This is a genomic window from Deltaproteobacteria bacterium GWA2_45_12, from assembly GCA_001797365.1.
GTDB lineage: Bacteria > UBA10199 > UBA10199 > UBA10199 > UBA10199 > UBA10199.
In genome coordinates, this window is the sequence record MGPH01000052.1 from 65510 (window position 1) to 87764 (window position 22255).

General features: G+C 45.0%; 18 protein-coding genes. 2 read left to right on the forward strand and 16 right to left on the reverse strand.

Going from position 1 to position 22255, the window contains the following annotated elements:
- Positions 1-48 precede the first annotated feature (48 nt).
- From A2048_00530 to A2048_00590, 13 genes are all read right to left on the reverse strand, one after another.
- Positions 49-1194 carry an undecaprenyldiphospho-muramoylpentapeptide beta-N-acetylglucosaminyltransferase gene (locus A2048_00530; protein ID OGP08139.1) on the reverse strand — a complete coding sequence of 382 codons (1146 nt, stop codon included), beginning with the start codon at positions 1192-1194 and terminating at the stop codon, positions 49-51.
- Positions 1195-1258: 64 nt separating this feature from the next.
- The gene (locus A2048_00535; GenBank protein ID OGP08140.1) at positions 1259-2374 is read right to left on the reverse strand and encodes a hypothetical protein; all 1116 of its coding nucleotides are present in this window, start codon (positions 2372-2374) and stop codon (positions 1259-1261) included.
- A 152-nt stretch (positions 2375-2526) separates the two neighbouring features.
- A complete protein-coding gene (locus tag A2048_00540) occupies positions 2527-3660 on the reverse strand; it encodes a cell division protein FtsW (GenBank protein OGP08141.1) in 1134 nt (377 codons plus the stop codon).
- Positions 3661-3690: 30 nt separating this feature from the next.
- The gene (locus A2048_00545; GenBank protein ID OGP08142.1) at positions 3691-5028 is read right to left on the reverse strand and encodes a UDP-N-acetylmuramoylalanine--D-glutamate ligase; all 1338 of its coding nucleotides are present in this window, start codon (positions 5026-5028) and stop codon (positions 3691-3693) included.
- A gap of 105 nt (positions 5029-5133) precedes the next feature.
- Positions 5134-6210: a phospho-N-acetylmuramoyl-pentapeptide-transferase gene (locus A2048_00550; GenBank protein ID OGP08143.1), complete on the reverse strand. Its 1077-nt coding sequence runs from the start codon at positions 6208-6210 to the stop codon at positions 5134-5136.
- Positions 6210-7622: a hypothetical protein gene (locus A2048_00555; protein ID OGP08144.1), complete on the reverse strand. Its 1413-nt coding sequence runs from the start codon at positions 7620-7622 to the stop codon at positions 6210-6212. The genes A2048_00550 and A2048_00555 overlap by 1 nt, the downstream gene beginning before the upstream one ends.
- Positions 7623-7660: 38 nt before the next feature.
- Positions 7661-9184 (reverse strand): UDP-N-acetylmuramoyl-L-alanyl-D-glutamate--2,6-diaminopimelate ligase, encoded by a 1524-nt coding sequence (locus tag A2048_00560; protein ID OGP08145.1) that lies wholly within the window; start codon positions 9182-9184, stop codon positions 7661-7663.
- Positions 9181-10911, reverse strand: coding sequence for a hypothetical protein (locus A2048_00565; protein ID OGP08146.1), 1731 nt, complete (start codon positions 10909-10911; stop codon positions 9181-9183). Before A2048_00565 ends, A2048_00560 begins: the two co-directional genes overlap by 4 nt.
- Positions 10912-10965: 54 nt before the next feature.
- Positions 10966-11313: a hypothetical protein gene (locus A2048_00570; protein OGP08147.1), complete on the reverse strand. Its 348-nt coding sequence runs from the start codon at positions 11311-11313 to the stop codon at positions 10966-10968.
- Between the two features lie 4 nt (positions 11314-11317).
- Entirely contained in the window at positions 11318-12196 is an 879-nt protein-coding gene (locus A2048_00575; GenBank protein OGP08148.1) for a 16S rRNA (cytosine(1402)-N(4))-methyltransferase, read from the reverse strand.
- 5 nt (positions 12197-12201) lie between these two features.
- A complete protein-coding gene (locus A2048_00580) occupies positions 12202-12651 on the reverse strand; it encodes a hypothetical protein (GenBank protein OGP08149.1) in 450 nt (149 codons plus the stop codon).
- Positions 12652-12680: 29 nt separating this feature from the next.
- The gene (locus tag A2048_00585) at positions 12681-13121 is read right to left on the reverse strand and encodes a division/cell wall cluster transcriptional repressor MraZ (GenBank protein ID OGP08165.1); all 441 of its coding nucleotides are present in this window, start codon (positions 13119-13121) and stop codon (positions 12681-12683) included.
- A 337-nt stretch (positions 13122-13458) separates the two neighbouring features.
- Complete coding sequence (locus tag A2048_00590) at positions 13459-13728, reverse strand: acylphosphatase (GenBank protein ID OGP08150.1); 270 nt, start codon at positions 13726-13728, stop codon at positions 13459-13461.
- A gap of 196 nt (positions 13729-13924) precedes the next feature.
- Between A2048_00590 and A2048_00595 the strand changes: the two genes are divergently transcribed.
- The gene (locus A2048_00595) at positions 13925-14389 is read left to right on the forward strand and encodes a hypothetical protein (protein OGP08151.1); all 465 of its coding nucleotides are present in this window, start codon (positions 13925-13927) and stop codon (positions 14387-14389) included.
- 90 nt (positions 14390-14479) lie between these two features.
- Here the strand turns inward: A2048_00595 and A2048_00600 are convergent, their stop codons facing one another.
- The 3 genes from A2048_00600 to A2048_00610 form a co-directional block, all read right to left on the reverse strand.
- Positions 14480-15526: a hypothetical protein gene (locus A2048_00600; GenBank protein OGP08152.1), complete on the reverse strand. Its 1047-nt coding sequence runs from the start codon at positions 15524-15526 to the stop codon at positions 14480-14482.
- Positions 15519-17957 (reverse strand): hypothetical protein, encoded by a 2439-nt coding sequence (locus A2048_00605; GenBank protein ID OGP08153.1) that lies wholly within the window; start codon positions 17955-17957, stop codon positions 15519-15521. Before A2048_00605 ends, A2048_00600 begins: the two co-directional genes overlap by 8 nt.
- A 123-nt stretch (positions 17958-18080) precedes the next feature.
- Entirely contained in the window at positions 18081-21863 is a 3783-nt protein-coding gene (locus tag A2048_00610; protein ID OGP08154.1) for a hypothetical protein, read from the reverse strand.
- Positions 21864-22038: 175 nt separating this feature from the next.
- On the opposite strand from A2048_00610, the gene A2048_00615 reads away from it, so the two are divergent.
- Positions 22039-22248: a hypothetical protein gene (locus A2048_00615; protein OGP08155.1), complete on the forward strand. Its 210-nt coding sequence runs from the start codon at positions 22039-22041 to the stop codon at positions 22246-22248.
- Positions 22249-22255 lie beyond the last annotated feature (7 nt).

Here is a 22255-nt window from a genome sequence, read left to right on the forward strand (position 1 = left end):
AAGGGGGAATCAAAGGGGGATTTTACCCGTACAAAACGGGCTCTGAAGTCAAATCCCCCTGTGTCCCCCTTTTTCAAAGGGGGATAATAATTGATCCACAACCAGTTTTGCTGCATCCGGACGCGATAAAAGTCTTGCCGCTTGTCCCATGCTTTCCAAGCGAGTGGTGTCTTTTAGCAGGCTGGCGATCATTTCGGCAAGCTTTTCGGGAGTGCTGTTTTTTTGTTCCAACAATAAAGCCGCTCCTGCATCAACAAAAATACGGGCATTGGCCCTCTGATGGTCATCGGCAGCAAAGGGATAGGGCACCAAAATGGAAGCAAGTCCCCAGTTGGACAAATCCGTTAATGTCCCTGCACCGGAACGGGCAATAACAAGGTTGGCTTTGGCATAGTAATTTTCAAGATCATGAATAAACGCACAAACTTCAGCGTTTATTTTCATCTCCGCATACGTCTTACGAACAAGAGCTTCATCGGTAGGTCCCGCTTGATGGATTATTTTTAAGCCCGGAAATTTTTTTGAAATCAAACCAAATGCCTGCATGACACTCTCGTTAAGAGCATGCGCCCCTTGGGAACCCCCACAGACAAGGAGGGTTATCTCCGGATATTCTGTAGGGACAATCCTAGGATTGTCCCTACCCGATTCATCATGGCCCAACATGGCAGGCAATCGACTTCTCAATACCGGGTTCCCCGTGATCCTTACTTTTTCTTTTTTGAAATAAGAACCTGCCACATCAAAAGCCAAAAAAACTTTTTTGGCAATTTTTCCCAACCACCTGTTTGTCAAACCAGGGATGGCATTTTGATCAACAATGGCTGTAGGAACCCTGCAAATCCAACCGGCCACCACCATGGGGCCGGAAGCATACCCTCCAATGCCCAAAACAGCCGTTGGCCTGTACCTGGCCATAATCCATAAACTCTTTACAAGGGCTAAGGGCAAAAGCACCAATGTCTTTAACCGTACCACAACACTGCTTCCCTTTAATTTGGAAACAGGAACGGTCTCAAGCTTATATCCATAATGGGGCACCAAATTTTTCTCCAACCCGTAGTTGGTCCCAACAAAAAGCACCTCACCCCCGCGAGCGCACCAGTCTTCGGCTACAGCCAAGCCGGAATACAAATGCCCCCCTGTTCCTCCCCCTGCAATGAGGAGAAGGGATTGTGTTTGTGGATTGGTCATAAATCAAACCGGAGGGGGCTATTAAGCCCCTGTTCTCTCACACCAATGGAATCTTGCATGGTGTTCAATCAGTTTTAAGTTGCTTCAGTTCTCGACGAAGTTCCGCTTTAAGTTCCGCGACTGTGGGCAAATTAAGTTGATAATGCCTGGTAAAGATATTTTTCTCTTTCTTGTCTCCAAGCAGATACTTCACCATAGCATCGTTTTTATCGGCACAAAGAATAAGCCCCAATGTGGGAGCATCGCCTTGACTACGGCGTTCCATGTCAAAATAATTTACATACAACTGCAATTGGCCCAGGTCTGCATGTGTCAGCTTTCCCGTTTTGAGGTCAATCAGGATATAGCATTTCAGAATGGTGTGATAGAAAACCAGATCAACATAAAAATGATCGCCGTCCAGCGTCAGTCTTTCCTGACGTGCCACAAAAGCAAACCCTTTGCCCAATTCCAAAAGAAAATTCTGAAGGTTGCCGAGGAGAGCCTGTTCCAAATCAGATTCAACAAGTTTGTGGGATTCCGGTAGACCCAAAAATTCTATCATGACCGGCTCTTTGAAAACATCGGCCGGTTTTTGTATGATTTGACCTTTGGTCGCGAGTTTCATGACGCCACGTTTGTCTTTGCTAAGAGCCAGACGTTCATACAAGAGGCTGTTGATTTGGCGTTCTAGCTCACGGGCACCCCAATTGTTTTGAATGGCCTCAATTTCATAGAAAGCGCGGGCTTGCAGAGACTCTACACGAAGGAGTGTTCGATAATGTGTCCAAGACAAATCAACACTGATCTTCCCAGGTTTCCAAGAAATGGTACGCGGTACGTTCCGTTTCCCGATTACAGACAATCTGTGTTGGGGTTCAGATTTGGTACGCAGTGCGTTCCAAATCATTGATTCGGGCAAAAACTCAACATACTCGATATAAAATTTCCGCATGAATCTCAAATTACGAGCAGAATAACCTTCGCCATACTCTTTTTGTAAGCGTCTCGCTAATATGTTTAAAATTGCCCCACCATACGCAGCACGTTTTGCACCCTGTTGCTCCTCTTCGACAATTTCACGCCCAACCAGCCAATTGGCGATAACTTGCGTTGTATTCACCGAACGGGCGACATTCGAACGTGCCAATTCAAGAATTTGCCGGATACGTTGATAAAGATTGGCATGCTTTGCGGTCATGTTTAGCTGGTCTCCATCCCACACTTGAGAATTGGTTTTATTCCTATCAGCACCCGAACCTGTTTCGAATATGTATTCGAGAAAAGCATTCTTCACTAGTAACTCGTCGCTCGTAATACGGGTTCATGGATTTACAAGCGACTAGCAACTATTCATTCCCCTTCCGTGTCCATCGAAATATTTAAAAGAATTCCCACAATCAAAAACGAAACCAACATGGAGGAACCCCCATAACTTATAAAGGGAAGTGCCAATCCCTTCGTGGGAAGCAGGCCCATCACAACACCCATATTGATAAAAGCCTGAACCCCAATGAGACTTGTCAAACCAAAAGCCAGATAAAGCCCGAATAAATCGCGCGACTTTAAAGAAATAAGAAACCCCCTAAATATGAAGAACACAAACAGGGAGACGACAAGTAAAACCCCGACTAATCCCAATTCTTCTCCAACCACCGAAAAAATGAAATCGGTATGGGCTTCCGGCAAATAAAAAAGCTTCTGTTTTCCTTCCCCAAGACCTGCCCCCAAGAGACCTCCTTCTTTAAAGGCAACAAAGGATTGAATAATCTGAAAACCAAAATCGAGTTGATATTTCCATGGGTCCAGAAAAGCCAGGATCCTGCGACGTCTAAAATCAACGGAGAAAATAAGAAAATAAAGGGCCGGGATGGAAAGTAAAAAAGCCCCCGCCAAGTAGGAAAGCCGGGTCCCTGCGATAAAAAGCATGAGAAGAACAATGATGCCCAGGGTAAGGGCGGCTCCCAAATCTTTTTGGGCCAAAATAAGCAGAATATAAACACTGCTGATTAAAATGACCGGCAAAAAACCCGTGCTGAATTCACGAATTTTTTCCTGTTTTTTAGCCAGCGCATACGCCACAAAAATAATGACGGATAACTTGGTCATTTCAGAAGGCTGAAAAGAAAAAGGTCCCACATACAACCAACGATGAACCCCCTCTGAAGCCCCCCCATGGCCAAAAAACAGGACAACAATTAGAAGAACCAAATTAAGAAACAAAAAGGGATAAACAATTTTTAAGTAAAGACGATACGGAATTTTTTTGACCAACAACATAAGAAAAAACCCCATCACCACAAACAAGACTTCTTTCTTAAGATAATAATAACTGTCGTTATAATGGGCCTGGGCCGAAACAGCGCTACTTGAAAACACCATGACCATGCCGATAAGCACAAGCAAAAGGGTCACAAACAACAAATACACATCAAAGCGCTGATAATGCACATGGGACTTTGTATTTTTGTTGTTGTTAAAAAACATAAAAATGTAAGGGCGCTTCGCGAAGCGCCCCTAGCAACAATCCCCCATCCCCCTTACCAATTCCTGAAAGTGATTCCCGCGCTGGGCATAGTTTTTATAAAGATCAAAACTTGAACAGGCGGGAGAAAAAAGCACGGTATCCCCACTCTTTGCCACACGATACGCCTCGCTCACCACTTCAGGCATGGTGGGAACCACTTTCTTATTTTCAAAAAAAGAAAAGGCCTTGGCGATTTTTTCACGCGCTTCCCCATAAATGATAAGGGCCTTCACCTTATGTTTGACCATGGCATAGAGCGGATTGTATTCCCCCCCTTTGTCTCGTCCTCCCAGAATAAGAATGACATTCTTGTCAAAAGAAGCCAGTGACATCACCACAGAACCCACATTGGTGGCCTTGGAATCATCATAAAAAGAGATCCCTTTAAAACAACCCACTTTTTCCAAACGATGGGGCAGTGCCCTGTATTTTTTCAATCCGGATAAAATGACGGAGTAGGGCACATTTAAAACCGTTAAGGACAAAATGGCTGCAAGCATGTTTTCCTGATTGTGCAAACCCGAAATGGGCATTTCGGATAGCTCGTATCGGAACTCTGTCCCTTTCCATCGCACCACCATGGTGTTTTTTTCAACAAAAGCCCCTTCGGGAAATTGATTGACCAAGCTAAAGGGAAGTTTTTTTGCCTTTGTTTCCATCAAAACACAATAAGGGTCGTCCGCATTATAAATAAAAAAATCATCGGCTGATTGGTTTTTGGTCACAAGGGCCTTGGCATCGGCATAAGCCTGCATGCTTTCATACCGTTCTAAATGATCGGAGGTGACATTAAGGACCACGGCTACTTTTGGCTTGAAATTTTCAACGGTTTCCAACTGGAACGAACTGGCTTCCAATACATAATAGTCCTTGGGAGATTCGTTCACAGCCGTAATAAGCGGGGTTCCTATATTCCCTTTAAGACCAGAAGAATATCCCCCCTCTTGAAGGATTGTTTGAATTAAAGAGACTGAAGTTGATTTGCCATTAGTCCCGGTGACTGCGATCAGTTTTCCTGAAAGTTTTTGCGAGGCAAACTCCATTTCTCCCGTGACCGGAATGTTTTTCTTTTTGGCCAGAGCCACCCACTCCCGTGTCGGAGGAACACCCGGACTGATAAAAAATTGTTTTGCATCATCAAAAACCGTTTTTGGAATATCCCCAAAATAGAATTGGGCGGCCTTCCCCACATATTTTTCTTTTACTTTTTGAAAAATCTCTCTTGAAACTTCTTCAATGCCCACACAGGGCTGTCCCAAGCTTATAAAATAATCCAAAAGGGATTCGCCCGTAATCCCCAAACCAACAATAACGTTTTTTAAACTCATTTATTAAATCCCCCTGTGTCCCCCTTTGCTAAAGGGGGATAATACGGGGCCCCCGTATTTTTCCCCCTTTATAAAAGGGGGATTAAGGGGGATTTTTAAATTGCTTCACCTTAACTTCAGTGTCGCCAATGACAAAAGGGCCAGCACAAAAGAAAGAATCCAAAATCTCACAATAATTTTTGGCTCGCTCCAGCCCTTAAGTTCAAAATGATGATGCAGGGGCGCCATGCGAAAAATTCTCTTTCCCGTCAGCTTAAAGGAAATCACCTGCGTAATCACCGAAAGGGTTTCCATCACAAACAACCCCCCCACAAGGACAAGAAGAATTTCCTGTTTGGCAATCAAGGCCACAAACCCCAACAAGCCCCCCAATCCCAAGGCCCCCACATCGCCCATGAAAATTTCAGCAGGGTAAGCGTTAAACCATAAAAACCCGATGCACGCCCCCACAACGGCCCCGCAAAGCACCGCCAATTCGCCCGACTCTTTGACAAAAGGAATCTGCAAATAATTGGAAATCACTACATGCCCCACCACATACACCAAAAATCCATAGGTCAAAAAAGCCGTCATGGAAGGAACAGCGGCCAAACCATCCAAACCATCAGTTAAATTAACGGCATTGGCAGCGCCCACCACCACAAAGATGGTCAAAAACAGGTACCAAAAAGAAAGATCGGGCTGAACTTGTTTTAAAAAAGGAACATACAGCCGCGTATCCAGCCCCTTGTACCCATAAATAAAAAGAGCTGCTGACAGGCAAATGAACACTTCCAGAATAATTTTATAGCGTCCGGCAAAACCCTTGGTATCGCGCTTCATCACTTTTTTGTAGTCATCGACAAAACCAATGGCTCCCATCCCCACAAAAACATACAAACTCACCCCCAAATAGTCGCTTCCCCAATTGCCCCATAAAAACACCGAAAACAAAACCGAAACAATAAGCAAAAGTCCCCCCATGGTGGGGGTTCCCTTTTTTCCCAAATGGGCCTGGGGACCATCCATACGAATGGTTTGCGCCATTTGCCTGTTTTTTAAAAAACGAATCCAGGGTTTGCCGCAGACAAGATAAAAGAGCATCGCCGTTAATAGCGCTGCAAAAGTGCGAAAGGTGATGTATTTGACAACATTAAATCCCCCGAAAAATTCATTTAAGGGATATAGAAAATGATAAAACACTAGCCCATCCTTTCTTTTAAATAGTCAACAACCCGCTCCATGCGAATTCCCCGCGATCCTTTGACAAGAACGACATCCCCCGGAACAAGCAAGGTTTGCAGTTTTTGATTCAGGCTTTCGACATTGTCAAAAGCATGGGCTTGGGACTCATTAAAACCTTTTGCCAAATCCTTTGCATGATCTCCCAAAGCCAAAAGAACTGATATTCCCAAATGACGAGCGGCATTTCCCGTTTTTTGATGAAGAGAAGAACTTTGAGCTCCCAATTCGAGCATCTCTCCCAATACGGCAATTTTGCGCTGTGTGGGATATTTAAGGGAAAGTGCTTTTAACGCAGCATGTGTCGAACTGGGATTGGCATTGTAGCAATCGTTAACAAGCACAATGTCCTTTTTCAATCGGGTTTCAGCACCCCTTTTTTCTCCAAGGGAAAAACCGGATATACCTTTCTGTACCTGTGATTCCGACAATTTTAACAAGGAGCAAACCGCCACACAGGCAAGCAGGTTGGAAACATGGTGCTCTCCCGTTACAGGCAGGGTCAAATTCCATTTTCCCAAGGGTGTTTTGACGCAAACTTCTGCGTCATGGGTTCTGTAGGAAACTTTTTCGGCACAAATATCGGCTGATGGAGAAAATCCATAAGTCAGTTTTTTGGCCCGAGTAGGCATGGCCCTAATGAAAGGATCGTCTTCATTGACCAAGGCATGCGCTGAAGGGGAAAGATTTAAAAAAAGTTCCCCCTTGGCTTTGGCCACTCCTTCCAAACTTCCCACTCCTTCCAAATGAGCCGCTCCCACATTGGTGATAAGCCCCATCGTGGGGCTGGCAATTTCGGTAAGCCGGGCAATTTCACCAAAAGCATTCATCCCCATTTCAATAATGGCCACATCACATTCTTCTTCCAACTGAAACAAAGTCAGAGGGACCCCCACAAGATTGTTCAAGTTTCCTTCTGTCTTGTGAACTTTAAAATGGGACTCCAAACACAAAGAGAGCAGTTCTTTTGTGGATGTTTTCCCACTGCTCCCTGTAATGGCAATGACGGGCTTTGTAAACTTTTTCCGCCAGACATGGGCCATATCCCCCAGAGCTTTGAGAGTGTCAGAAACATGGATGATAATGTTCTTATTCCCTCCCCCTTGTCCCGCGTAGCGGGATTCCGGTACGCGGAAAGGGGGGAGGGCCAGGGAGAGGGTGATATCCGAAACCAAAATCCCCTTGGCCCCCTTTTTTATGGCGTCTTCCACAAATTGATGCCCATCAAAATGGGGGCCGACCAAAGCACAGTATAAATCGCCCGCCTTCAGCGTGCGTGTATCGGTGGAAATACGGGTGATAACAGATTGGGGATCACCGGCGAGAAGGGTTCCACCGGTAGCCTTAAGAATTTCTTGAACAAATAGTTGCATATTACTCGTTCCCTTCGACTTCGCTCAGGGACCGGTCATCACTCGGGGTGGTCCCTGAGCGGAGTCGAAGGGCCGAGGTGCTCTCTCACAATTTCCTGGTCCGAAAAAGGGAATTTTTGGGTTCCTATAATCTGATAATCCTCATGGCCTTTTCCTGCAATCAAAACTACATCATCCTTTTTGGCCAGAGTAAGGGCTTTCTCAATGGCTTTTTTACGGTCCGGCTCAACAAGATAACCCTTTGCCTGACTATAAGGAGACATTCCAGCCCGATTAAGGCCCGGAACAATGGCGTCAATAATGGTTTCAGGATTTTCTGTTCGTGGATTATCCGAAGTTACCGCCGCCACATCAGCAAGGCTTCCCACTTCATATCCCATTAAAGGCCTCTTGCCCGGATCCCTATCCCCCCCGCATCCAAACACAGCGATTATTTTGCCCGGAGCCAGCGCTTTCAATGTGGTCAAAACATTTTTAAGGGCATCAGGGGTATGGGCATAATCAACAAAAACAGAAAGTCCCGCCTTGTTTGCTATTTTTTCAAGGCGCCCCGGGGGCGGTTTGCATCCAGAAAGACCTTTTTGGATTTGCTTCAGATTCAATCCGGAATGAATCCCCAACTCAACACAGGCTAAAACATTGGCCACGTTAAAAAGCCCCATAAGCGGAACACAAACGTCTAAAACACCGAGTGAAGTACGAAGACGGCCTTCAAAACCATCCAGGCTTAAAGAATATTTTTCGGGATAAGTTTGATTTATTTTTGTAAATCCATAACTGATGTTGGGTATTTTTTTTTGCTCCAATATCTTCAAAAGCTTTTGTCCGTAAACATCATCGCCATAGACGATAGCCACCCGATTTTTTTTGGAACTTTGATTCAAACACGAAACAAACAGTTTTTCCTTGGCCTTGTAATAATTTTCCAAATCCCTGTGAAAATCGAGGTGGTCCTGGGTTAAATTTGTGAAAACGGCAGCATCAAAATCCAACCCATCCACGCGATGCAGATCGAGGGCATGGGAAGAAACCTCCATGCACACATGAGAGACTTGGGCCTGTTTCATTGTCAAAAAGATTTCCTGTAAATCGCGCGATTCCGGTGTGGTTTGGTCGCTGGGCCAAACTTTGTTGCCAAAACGGGTATTGATGGTTCCCACCACTCCTGTTTTATAAGAGGCTTCTTTCCAGAGACTTTCGGCCAGATAGGTAAGGGTGGTTTTTCCATTGGTGCCGGTAACACCGGCCACATACATTTTTTGGGATGGATACCCAAAGTAGACTTCCGACAACAAAGCAAGAGCGCTTCGCGCGTTGGCAACCCGTATTTGAGGCAGATTTATATTTTCAAAAAACTCCCCTTCAAAAACGACGGCAGAGGCTCCTTGCGCCACGGCTTGGAATACATAGGCCCTGCCATCTGTCTTAAACCCGGGGATGGCCACAAAGAGCGCCCCTGGTTTTACTTTTTTTGAATTATATTCGACACCACTTACCTCGATATCCGTATTCCCGCGTGTTTTGAGTGGGAGACAGTTTTTCAGCAAGGTTTCTAGTTTCATCTCTTTTTCTCTGCATCACCTTCCCGTCCCAAGGCAAGTTTTATATGTTCCGGAGGAACCCCAGCATAAGCCAGTGCATCCTGCGCAATTTTACGGAAAGTGGGCGCCGCCACGGCACCGCCGGTATGAAGGGGATGGGGGGAATCGTAAACCACATAAATCATGAACTCAGGATTGTCGGCAGGCACAAAACCAATAAAAGAACTGACATAATCATGCTCATCATAGACCTTTGTTTGAACATTCACTTTTTGGGCCGTCCCTGTTTTTCCTGCCACAGTATATTCATCAAGCCTGGCCAGTTTCCCCGTACCACCGGGTTGGACCACGCCTTTCAAGGCATTTTTTAAGACAATAGCCGCATCTTCCTTTAATGCCTGGCTTGCCACTGTCGCCATGTTTTCGATAATGGTCACACCACTTGAATCAACAATGCGGTGCACCAGATAGGGCTTCATCCTGATCCCTTTGTTGGCAATGGTTGCATAAGCCTGGGCCATTTGCATTCCGCTCACAGTCAAACCCTGACCAAAGGCCATATTGCTAAAATCAATATCCTTCCATTTTTGATAGGGAGCCACAGAGCCACGTTGTTCCCCGGGAAGTTTCAGATTGACGGCCTGGTTAAAGCCCAGATCAAACATGGTGTCGTAAAATACTTTTTTGCCCGTTTTTAAAGCCACTTTGGTAATCCCGATGTTGGAGGAAACCTTGACAATTTCGGCAAGTGAAAGAGAACCGTAATTTTCGTGGTCGTGAATGACACGTTTGCCAATCACATACGAACCATTCTCACAAAAAAACTTGTCGTTGATATTCACTTTCCCCGAGTTAAGGGCTGAAGCCGCCAAAATGGCCTTGAAGGTGGACCCCGGTTCGTAAGTATCAACCACGGCATGGTTCTTCCAGTTGTCCATGCTGTATTCCCAGTACACATTGGGATTAAAGGTGGGGTAATTGGCCATGGCCAGCACTTCCCCCGTTTGGGGGTTAAGGATAATGGCAAAGCCGCTTTTGGGATTATATTGCTTGGCTGTTTCGGTAAGATATTTCTCGGCGGTATATTGCAGGTTCGCATCCAAAGTCAGGTGAATGTCATGGTAATAATCCTGGCTCTGAACGGGTGTATAAAAACGGCCACGGGCATCTTTTTCGGCAATCACTTCATCAGAGCCCGCACGCAAGAACGAATCCATGGAAAGCTCAATCCCCGCCAAAGCCTTGGCATCATAACCCACCGAGCCAAGTACGGCTCCGGCCAATTCTTTATTGGGATAAAAACGCCGATACTCCGGAACAATGGAAACACCTTTCAGTTTTAGATCCTTTATTTTTTGCCCTGTTTCAAAAGCCAGACGTCTGGCCACCCATTCAAATTTTCGTCCTTCACGAATTTTGGAGGAAATTTTAACCGGGGGTATTTTTAAAATGGCTGAAAGTTCTTTGACGATCTGATTTTTGTCTTCTATTTCAGAAGGGTGAATGGCCACAGAGGCCACCTGCACATCAAGGGCCAAGGCATTCCCATTGCGGTCATAAATGGTCCCCCGTTTAAATTGTACGGGAAGGGTCGTTTGATATTGTCTGCGGGCTAGGTTTTTAACACGGGCATTCTCAAAAATCTGCAATTGATAACTACGGAATAAAATAAGGCCCAAAAAAAGCACAAAAAAAGTGCTAATGATGAGAATGCGAAGCTTGATCCATTTAATTGAGGTCCATTCCATAATGGAATCGGTAGGGGCGAACCTTGCCTGCCCGCCTAAGGAGGGTGTTCGCCCCTACGGCAGGGTCTGAATTTGTTCCGGCTTTAGCGGCGCCATTTTTAATTCATTGATGGCCATCTGTTCTAATCTTTGAGGGGATTTAAGTGTTGCCGCTTCCAGTTTTAATTTTTTATTTTCTTCTGCAAACTGATGCTGACGGCTTTTAAGCATGTTTAGTTCATACCCGTATTCAACAATTTGAACCCGCGTCCAGATATAAAACAGGCTTAAAATGGCCATGAAAGCCACCAGGAAAAGTATTCGAAACAAAAAACGTGTTTTGACAAAATCGTCCTTGGTAAACACCCGCTGGCGACGAACAAGATCAGAACCCATCATGGAAGGTGAAAATACGCGTGACATGAATTTAGAATGTCCTTTCTATGATCCTTAATTTGGCACTTCTGCTGCGAGGATTATTTCCTATTTCTTCCTCACTGGGTGTGACCGGTTTTTTTGTGATCACTTTCCAGTCCCCCTTGGCCATTTCCCTGAAAAAAATTTTAACACGCCGGTCTTCCAGCGAATGAAACGAAATAATGGCCGCCCTTCCTCCTTTTTTAAGAAGACTTGGCAATGCTTTTAAAAGAGCTTCAAGTTCCTGGACTTCATGGTTTACCGCTATGCGCAGAGCCTGAAACACCCGCGTCGCCGGATGAATTTTTTGTCCCCGATACCATCGCCCCAACACCCGTTCGCACAACCCCCGCAGATCCGCTGTGGAATGGATGGTTCCCTGGAGATAGTCATGCTTTAAAGCAACTGCGATTTTGCGCGAGTAACGTTCTTCCCCCAGCGTATAAAAAAGATTGGCCAGTTCTTCTGCGCTCAAATCATCAATAAGATCCAAAGCCGATCTTTCACGCCGTACATCCAGCCGCATATCCAGGGGGGCTGTTTCCTTAAAACTGAAACCATATTCGGCACTCTCAAGCTGAAAGCTTGAAAAACCCAAATCAGCAACCAACCCATCGACGGGTTCCATCGTTTTTTTTTGTAAAAGAGCCCCTAGTTCCGAAAATCGTGCATGCAATACACACACGCGGGCATCGCCCTTGAAAATATCCTCCAATTTTTCAACTGTGCGCCAGTCGGCATCAGCCACATACAGCCGGCCATTCTTACCCAGATTCTGGACAAGTTCCCTGGCGTGCCCACCCATCCCGCCTGTGGCATCCAGATAAACCCCATCCGGCCTGACCTGCAGGGCTTGTATTGTTTCTTTTAAAAGAACACTAATATGCACAAAATTTAATGCACCAAAAACGAGGAGCTCTTTGGTTTTTTGTCCGTGGTTTCTTTATCCATTGTAAGATTGGCCACGTCTTTTAAGCTCATCACCGATGCATCTGAAAAAACCGAAGGCGATTTCAAAAAACTTAAAATGGCATCTGCCAAGGTTTCGTAGTCGCGCAAATATTGATCAGCCCCGGTAAACTGCATCATGTTTTTGGTTTCACGGCTGGGTTTTACCAGGCACAGATCCCCTTCTATTCCCTGCAATAATTTGGCTTCATGGGCCCAATGCTGTACGGCTCTGAAGTGCACGTGATCTACATTGGCCAGGTCGAGAACGATTTTTCTGTGGTCACAATTTTTAAGCGAATGAAAAACTTCGCGAATATACTCAACTTCTAAAAGTGAAATTTCGCCGTATAAATGCAAAACGGAAATGTCCTGCACCTTGATAATGTCAAACATGTTTACCTCCCTCTTTTAGAAGTAAAATTTCATAGGCCCAAATCACCGAGCCCTGCCTCATCGGACGTTACATGCTGTTGCGACTTTTCAAATTCTTCGTTCCAACGGTCTTTCGACCAGACTTCAATTCGTTTGGTCATCCCGACAAAAACAATATTATTTTTCAGCCCTGCATAATCACGCAAAGTGGGGGGAATAAGAATGCGCCCCTGCTTGTCGATGGGGCATTCGGTGGCAGCTGAAATAAAAACACGCTGAAGCGCTTTGACTTCTTTTTTGAATTGGGGAAGTGCAGCCACTTTATTTTCAATGGTCTGCCATTCTGCAAAGGGATAAGCCCATAAACAATTGTCAAAATTGGTAATGATAAGGCGTTCATCGTAGTTGGTGATGAGAATCTCACGAAACTTGGACGGAATGGAGGTGCGTCCCTTCGTATCAATTGTATGTTCAAACCTACCTCTAAACATTTTTAATTTCCCACTTTGGTACGGGCGATTCACGCCGTGCCTGCCTTAGGCAGGAATCACTCCTACCTTTTACCACTTTATCCCACTATTTGGGCAGATTAAACCAAGGAACGGGAAACTGTCAAGGCAAATACTCAATCAGATTTGATTTAAATTATTAAAATTAAAGACTTTTTTTGTTTGAAATTAAAATTTTGGCCGCCCCTAAAAGAGATGTGGATAAATAAACTCCTTTTAACTTATTTATTCTATTGGGATTTGAATATTTACCCACAACTTATCCACAGAAGAACAAAGAAATAAGAAAAAAGGCGAAATTTTAGGGAAATGGTTTTTTCTACCGGATAAAAAAATCCTGAAATTCTCCCGTGGCAGGAGCTTGCGAAATTTTTACTTCTAATACATGGGCTAAGGCCGGTCCACGATGGCACCAAGCTACAAAAGCTTCAATTTTTTCCGGCTTGCCTTCAACGACGGCCTCCACACTTCCATCAAAACAATTGCACACCCAACCTGTTAATCCCAAACGTAAACCCTCGCGAAGGGCACTGGCCCGATAGCCCACGCCTTGGACACGACCTTTAATTTTAAGAATACACCGTTTCATATTTTATTTATCCCCTACGCTTGTTGGCGTAGGATGCGAGCCTTGCCGAGTCAAAGCCCTCCGCCTTAGGCGGAGAATCTTGGGTCCAGGGCTTGCCTTGGGGTGCATACCATTGATCACAAAACCAAGTTTGAGAAAATTTTTTTGAAAAGGGGCCCCTGTACAAACAAATCGTCTTATGACATGTCTTTAACTCATGAAGTTATTCATTCTTTTAATCTTACTTTGTATCACTTTTGTGTCTACTTCCTTGGCTTCAGATTCCATCCAGTCGGGCTTAAGCGAGGAGCAATTAATTCGTCTTAAAGGCCAACCCTATTATCAGACAGAGCATTATTCACACAAAAAAGGGGAACAGGTATGGCTTTATACCAAAAAAAAAGAAGATAAAACTGTCGAAGAGAAAAAAATAATCGACTCCGAAACCCAATGGCCCACCCTTTACCGCAAAACGGTTACACGAACCTGCGATGTGGGAGATGTTTTTATGGAAGTATCGCAAGGAGTCGTCAAAAGCGTCATTCCCGCAAATGCCGCGATGGCTTATGGCCCTTGCGTGATTGCTACCCTTGAAGAATTCCTTCCCATCGTGGATGGCAAACCCTCCGAAGTCCGATCCAGGAAAACGACGAAAACTGCTCTGGAAAAAAACGGGAAATGAAAGTGAAAATTTTAAACTTACACGCGTGCCAGGAACATTTGCAGGTTCTTGCTTAACTTGGGCATTAATGGATAACCCCTGCAACTTAACTTATCGCAACATGCTGGTGCCATGGAGGATGTCGTCGAGCATTTTTTTTGTTTCATTTAACGTAAAAAGTTTTGTTGGATCAGCACCGGGAAAGTGAAAAATAAATTGGGGTTCTTGGAAGCGCGTTGCTTGTGGATAAAATTCTTTTGCTGTTTTGCTATCAACCCATAAAAATTGTACCCAGCCTGGATATTTTTCTGCAAAAGTTTTAAATTGCTCTAATGTATTTTTTTGTTTTGATGAAGCCCCTGCTGAGAAACCAACAATGGTGATGCCCTTATCATAGGAGGTTCCCAAGGTTTCAATCAATGTTACCAGATCTGTTACAGATACGATGCTTCGCGGAAATGGATCTGGTAAAGTTTCTGTGCCAAAGCCGCGATCAACAAATTGTGCCCCGCGCAAAAATACCATGCCACGATGAGCAAATCGAGAACCTTGAATACTCGCCTGACCTCGCCAAAACATGCTTTGCTGTGAATCGTTCCCTGTTTGTGCCCCACGATAACCGAGTGCTGCGCTGTCGGTAAAATTGTGAAGAGCAGTTCCATCTGCATCTTGTCCAGAGTAGGCAAGCGCAAGATCGTTTGGATCCAACATATGTTGAACACCGATAATATTTGCTGCGCCGCATTCTTCAAAACGCATCACTCTTTGCGCTTCCGGAGGAATATTCCCTAATTCTTGTATGATGTCGGTTAATTTAAGCGCGCCAATCTGATGCTCTTTGCCTTCCCCACCTCCGTGCCCATTGGAGACAAATTCAACCGCAACATCTTTCCAAAATGCAGGGCCTTTTCCAGCAGTATCGAGCGCGACAATTTTTTGAATGACATCGTGCAAATCTTTCAATTGATTGCCACGACATTGCACGGTGGCATTGCAAAAATCATATCTATTTCCGGCTAAAAGATAGACGGAATCATAACCTGCTGCCTTCCATGCGTCGGTCAGTTCGTGTTTGACTCCTGAGTCGAGAACGGCAACAGCATCACGATTTTGATCTGTTCCATCAAAAATAATTCCGATGCGAATAAGTTTACTCATTTGGCACCTTTTCTTCTACACGCTTTCCGTGCCCTGATATACCACTGGTTCCGGTAATGTGAATCTGATACGTTGGCGTCTCGGATTTCTCTAAATTGAGCATGATTTTTTGGCGATATTTTTTCCCATTAACGGTACTTGTGATTTGATGGGTTGGTCTTATGTAATCATAGAATAGAGGCTTGAGTGAATAATTTGCCGTTGGAGTTAAAAATGGAATCTGAAATTGAAGATCCCATTCGTTATGACTTGTTTGTTTTACTTTTGTAATGGGAATGTACATTTTGAGATTATCTGGTCCTTGCAACTCAAAGGTCATGCGCTTAACGGATTTTTCGTTAAAGGAGAGCAAATCAAGATCACCAGGAACTTCGGGGATTGTCATATGTAAGGTTGTGGTCTCGCCTGCTTGCAATTCTGATTTGGCAAGCTTCCACTTCATGGAATGGTTGCGTTCAAAGTCGTCAACAGAAACTGAATCAATGGGGGAGTTCTGGGGAGGGGGCTCTTTTGCTGGTCGTAAATGAGGATCTGGATAATTGATCCCTTTCAAATAGGGAATATCAAGAAAAGCATTGATCGAAATTTGCCATTCACCAGCAGGGGCAGTGGGCAACTTAAAACTCAAAGTTCCTGCGACATGGAGTTTTTTGTTTCCATTTCTATAATCCCACCAACGGTCTTGTCGATCGAACAGCAATGGAATTTTTAAGCGGCGTTTATTTTCCACCACATCCAAACGAGCTGTGCCAATTTCTTGAAAGCCTTCGAAATAAATATCCCCAGATGCTATTGCTTGAACAAGAACGTCGTCAGTATCCGAAGACTGCACTTCCAATATGGTCCATGGAAATGGAGCTGGATATTTAGGCAGTTGTAGGCTCAAGGCATCGAAAGGGCTTGTTGCTTGGGGTGGTAAGGTAAAGGGGAAACTGATTCGTGCTTGTTTCCCCCCTGCAGTCACCACATCAAAGGCTACGTTGAGCTGTGCATCCTTCAATTTAAAAAAATGCTGATAGGGAAGAGTAAAAGTGTAGGCGGAAGAATCTTTTCCTTCACTTTTTTGTGCCATAAGGTTTTGGAAATAATAAACCCTTCCAATTTTTGTGTTGCTCTCAAGATAGACTGTCATGTTTAATTTATTGGGCAACTGCAAGGCATCTTTTTTTGTTGGCGCTGGATTGATAATGTTGACTTGAAATGTAATTTTATCGTTGGCTGTCTGCAATGGTGCCACTTTGAACACAGTCGCTTGTGCTGGTTCAGGAATAACGACTTCTCCAGTGACTGGAATGTTTAATCGGAAACCCTTACTTTTTTCTTCAAGAACAACAACGGCACTTTTTTTTTCAACAACAACAACGGCAGCTTGTTTACGAATGTAGCTTGCTCCATTCAATACATAAGTGCCGGGTTTTGTCCAAGGCAGGATGGCTGATAAGCTATAATAAAGGCCCTTCTCTCCGGGCACGGGCTTAAAAGGTGACCAGCTTCTTTCTACGACTTCTCCAAGGCCCCCCTGGATGTTTATATCAGTAGCAATATTAGCTTGGACTATGGAATGAAACTGCCACGGAACATCTGATGGTAGTTGAATAAAAATGCCAATATATTTTTCTGTAACAAAGGGAGTTCCTTTCGCTTTGTTGTCTAAGGCCATGGTTGCCAGTTCCTGAAGAGTTTTTTCCGGAATGACAACCTCGCCTTCTGGTAGTTGAATGATTTTCGAAGAGACTTCCTGAGTTTGAGCAGGTTTAGTTGTTTCAAGCTTAGGTTCAGCCTTGGCAGCCTGTTGAGGTTTATTCAAGAGCGCTTCAAAAACATAATGTCTCTGGCCTGCCACTTCATGTTCGAGAAAATATTCCATACCTGAAAAAAGTTGCTGGCCCACACGGGTCGATTCATTTTCTTTCCAGCCCGCTTCCAAAGCGCAGAATGCTGTTGCGTTTTTTGTTTTGGTTTGGTCGCGCCATGTCGACCAAAGTGGAGTGCAGAGAAAATCAGGATTGTTATAATAAGGGACAAAACCATCAGCTAAGACATAGCTGCTGCCGTTTCGTTCATAGACAACATAATTTTTGAGCCACCCAATGACTTCTGCAAATTTATGCTCGCGATATCCAATGGAAGCTGTCTGAAAAATTATTTTTTTGAAACGCTTTTTTAACTCCTCTCCCCCGTACGTTTCTAGCGTTTTTATGAACGAGCTGATGGTTTCTGCTTCAACCCCATAAGCGGCAATGCGATCCCTCAAAATATAAAAAAGGTTACTTTTGGCGTTAGGGTTATTTTGCTGCGCTTTGATAAATTGCTCATCAGCTGTGAATCGAGCGTTCCAATCGATGGGAGGCAGGGGACTGTCTTTCGGCGTTATTTGCTTATAAACCGCCGTTACTGCCTTTTCAGTCACTTTTAAGGATTTTTCTACCATAGATCATTGAATGCATAGCCACCCTATAACAGTTATCGGTAGATTTTTGGGAAAGTTGTTAGATAACAAGACGTTTGTAACAAGGCGTGCTCTGGAAAAAAACGGGAAATGAAAGCGATACGGCTACACTTCATTTTTGTTCCAACGAATTAGAACAACAACGCCACCAAAAAATATCATGATCAAAAACACGGCTGATTTCCCCTCGGTTGATGGCAAAAGGGAACATCCCCCACCGCTTCCCGCCGAACCCGAACTTCCTTCATCATCCCCTTCCCCAATAGCTCCACCATCATCCCCCTGAACAGCTCCCAGGAAACCGTTTCCGACAACGGCAAAATCGGTGAGATGGTTTTGACTAAACGAGATGGTATCGGTGCTCCCATTAATTGTGGAATTGTTGATCTGCGTATAGGTTCCTGCAGAATCATCATAATAACTGGGTTCAATATCTCCCGTGGTAAGGCCCATGTTTTCAACCTGGGTGTTGTTGAAAGCAAGGGTGAATGTAGCGGGAGAATTCAATTGCGTAATGGCCACGTTGTTTTCATCAAAAGCATAGACAGAATAAGCGTAAAACGAAGCAGGTATCTTATTTGAGGTAAAGGGAGTGATGGTGATATCAACATTGACCGTCACCGTCTCATCGGCATCCCCCAAGGATCCTTGGGGAAAGAAAAACGATGTCCCGTCTGAAAGTTCAATAGAAACCGATTGGGTGGAAGCATCCGTCACCGTCATGCTTTTTGATTCAGGAACGGTGGCCACATGATCCACTGCCAAAGTTCCCGTTCCCCCCTCGGCCGTACAGGTGACTGAAGTTGCCTCCGAAAGATAAATGGCATTGGCCACCTTTTTATGAGCCACACAATACCAGGTGTCATCGGTCGTGCAGGGAACAGTCGCTTGTCCACTTTCATCGGCGGTGGTTTCAAAGGACCCACCCTGGGGAGAAAAACAATCAATGGTGCTGTAAGCCACAGGGCTCGAAGAAGCTGATTCGTCAGCATTGACAACCGCCTTTAAAGGAGTGGGGGCCTTCGATCGCCCGGCACCCACGATCAAAGCTCGAACGGACTTTAAAGAAATCGAAGCCGCCACCTCATCTTCGGTAACCGTTATCAGGGTGGATCCGTCAGGCTCCTTAAAAGAAAGGCTTACTGAAGATGTCTGGTTGGCCACAACCGTGACTGCTTGTTCTTCAGGGTTATTCAACGATTCATCAATTTTCATGCTGTTGGGAACATGGGCATTGACATAATAAACAGTGCCCGAACCAGCCGCCGCACTGACATTGAGATTGCACTGACCATTTGCGTCCGTTTGACACCAACCCGAGCCGAAATTCCGCTGATAATCATTAGCCCCTTCTTGCGCCGAAGAATAGGGATTGGCCTGAACGGTGACATTGGATCGACCACTGCCGTCCAAATCCAAAACAGTCACCTGAATGGTTCCCGTTTTTAAGAGAGTGATATTTTGGGCGACGGTTCCCGATGAACTTACCGTCACGGTGCTTGTCGTTGTTCCTGAAGAAGCCGAGGCCCAACCGCTTGCCGGATTGATCCAGTAACCCAACATCCATTCCCCTTCCGAAAGATCACAGGAAAAGCTTGAAGTGGTTGCCGTACAACTTCGATACATTTTACCCTTGGTGGCATAGACAGAAATATAGCCCGTATCGGAAAGATCAACGGCATCCCCATCGCCATCGACATAGGCTCCCGAAACAGCATTCTCAATAATCGGAGCCATGGTTATATTGACCGAACCCACTCCATCGCTGCAGGTGCCGATTTCTTCGGAATCCCCGACATAATCCGAATCATAAAACCATACATTGAATGAATACTCTGTTCCTTCCTGAACTTTGACGATCCCCGTTCCCGATTGCAACCAGCCCCATATGCCATAAAAATAATCCCCCGATCCAAAAGAAGTAGGCGTTGCATCGACACTTCCGGAAACAGTGGAAATGATATTCCCGTTTGAATCAACCGCATTGACCGTCATGGAACAATCGCAGGTTGGAAACGTAAAATTGAGTGTTTGGCTCCCGCTGGTCGCTGTAACAGCCTGCATTCCCTCGTTACTGTAATTGCAGATGTCGGTATTGGATCCATCCCATGTATTAGCTGAGGCCGTCACATTGTAAGTTCTTCCTTCAACAGCATACACGGTATAAGTTCCATCATCGGCCGTTTCGGTCCAGAAATAATCCCCTGTATAAGTGGAACCACTATAGCTATTTCCATTGATGTAGGCCTGAATCCCGTTTCCATCGCCATCGGTCACCCTTCCCGTAATTTGGGATGTTTTTTCTTGCATGACCAAACTAACTGAAGTGGTTTGGTTAGAACTTACCGTCACTTCCTGGCTTGTTGCCGCCAGATCTTGCCGATCCCATGGGGGATAAACCGACACGGTATAGGTTCCCGCCGGTAGAGTGGTTGTAAAAGCGCCACTAGAGTTGGTTTGGGCGGAAGCATACACCTGGGTTGAACTGGCAGTCCCCCCACTCACGGTAGCTGCCTTGACAACGTTAGCACTTACCGATGCGGATGTTTGACCAGAAATTTGGTAGGCATTAATACTCACCCAGATATTGGCCAGTCCCGAAGATCCGTCTGTGACAATGCCCGACAAAGTGGCATCGTTTTCAAGAAAGGTCAGCGTTACATCAATGGGCTCGTTATCGCTTTCTTCAACAACGACGGTTGCCTGAGGGTAACCCGTTGCATCACAAGAATTCCAATTGAGGCAATAAGCCGAACACATGTAGGTTCCCGTCCCCACATCCAGTTCGTAAATTCCATTGCTTGACTCATAGTCAGATACATAATCCCAGGCTCCCCCTTGCTGATAGCATGATACCGACATCCCACTGATGATGGCCCCATCCCCCGCATATAATTGCACATGAATATCCTTGTCCTTAACCTGGTAGGCCAATTCGGCATCCACCGTTGTATCTGAAGAATTGACCGTGACATAAGTACTTGGATTTCCCGAATAGCTGCATGGCCATGTGTTGCAATAGGAAGAGCAATAATAAGTGCCTTCTGTTACTAAAATTTCATACAGACCCGCATCGGAAGCCTCCGACGTGCTTGAATAACCCCATGGGGATGCTTGCTGACTGCAAGAAACCGTCATTCCATCGGTCACTTCCTCACTTCCGGCTGTCACAGCGATACGGATTGTCTTGTCCTTGACGCTTGCTGTCAGTGCGGCTGTGGCGGCATCACCCCCATCGGTAACAGTAACAGTAGCCTGACTAAAATTGCTATAGGGACATGAGCTGCCCTGATTATTCCAGTAAGTCCAATCACAATAGGCGTAACAGGTGTAAGTCCCGGGTGTAGAATTCAACACATAAACACCCTCTGTGGACTCATCAATCCAGGCATAACCCCAAGGCGAAGAGTTTTGGGAACATGAAACATCCATTCCCTCTGTAACAGGAGTGCCTCCTGCGCTTAGCGTCACCTCGATGGTTTCATCCTTGGAGATAAACTGAAGATTTTTTTCCTGAGTCTGGGCACAATCAATAGAAACGGATTCATAGCTTGTGCTACTTGAAGCCGAGGAATTACCCCACTGATAGGCGTACACTTCGCAAGAACTCCAGCTGTAACTCGAATAAGTAGAAGAGCAGGGATTATAAAAATCATCGCTTGACTCAAACTCATATTCTCCATTTGAATTTGTTTGGGTCCAATCTGAAGAATAAATCCACCCAGACCCACGGCAGGAAAGACTTACCGAGGCACTTCCCGTATAAGCCTCATTATTAAATTGAACCTGACCTTGAAGATAGACAGAAGCGTAACCATCAAGGCTAAGGCTAAAAACAAAAACGAGAAAAAAGACAAAAATCCCCCAAATCCTTTGGATAGATCCCATACCCTTCCCCCTTCAAGCACCCCGTGAAATATTCCCTATTCTATAGACAGTCATTTTTTTGAACAACATAAAAGATGAGTCAATGTTTTTTTGACGCTTAATTTTTAGTAATTTTAAGTGTTTAGGAGAAATAAAAAATTTCACATTTTAAGAAGGGAAATGAAAACACCCCCATTTGAGGGCGAATACAAGATTCGCCCGTACGGGCGATCCTTGTGATCGCCCTTATTTGCTGCCAAAGGATGCGGAGGGATTTGTGGATATTGATGAGGTCGATGATTCGTTCGAGCTTGTCGCGGTCATTGTCCAGGACGGTGTCTTTTTTTCAACCCTTTGCCCACGTGCCTGGCACAATAGCGGGATAAGTTTCATCCATAAGTTCTAGAATCGTT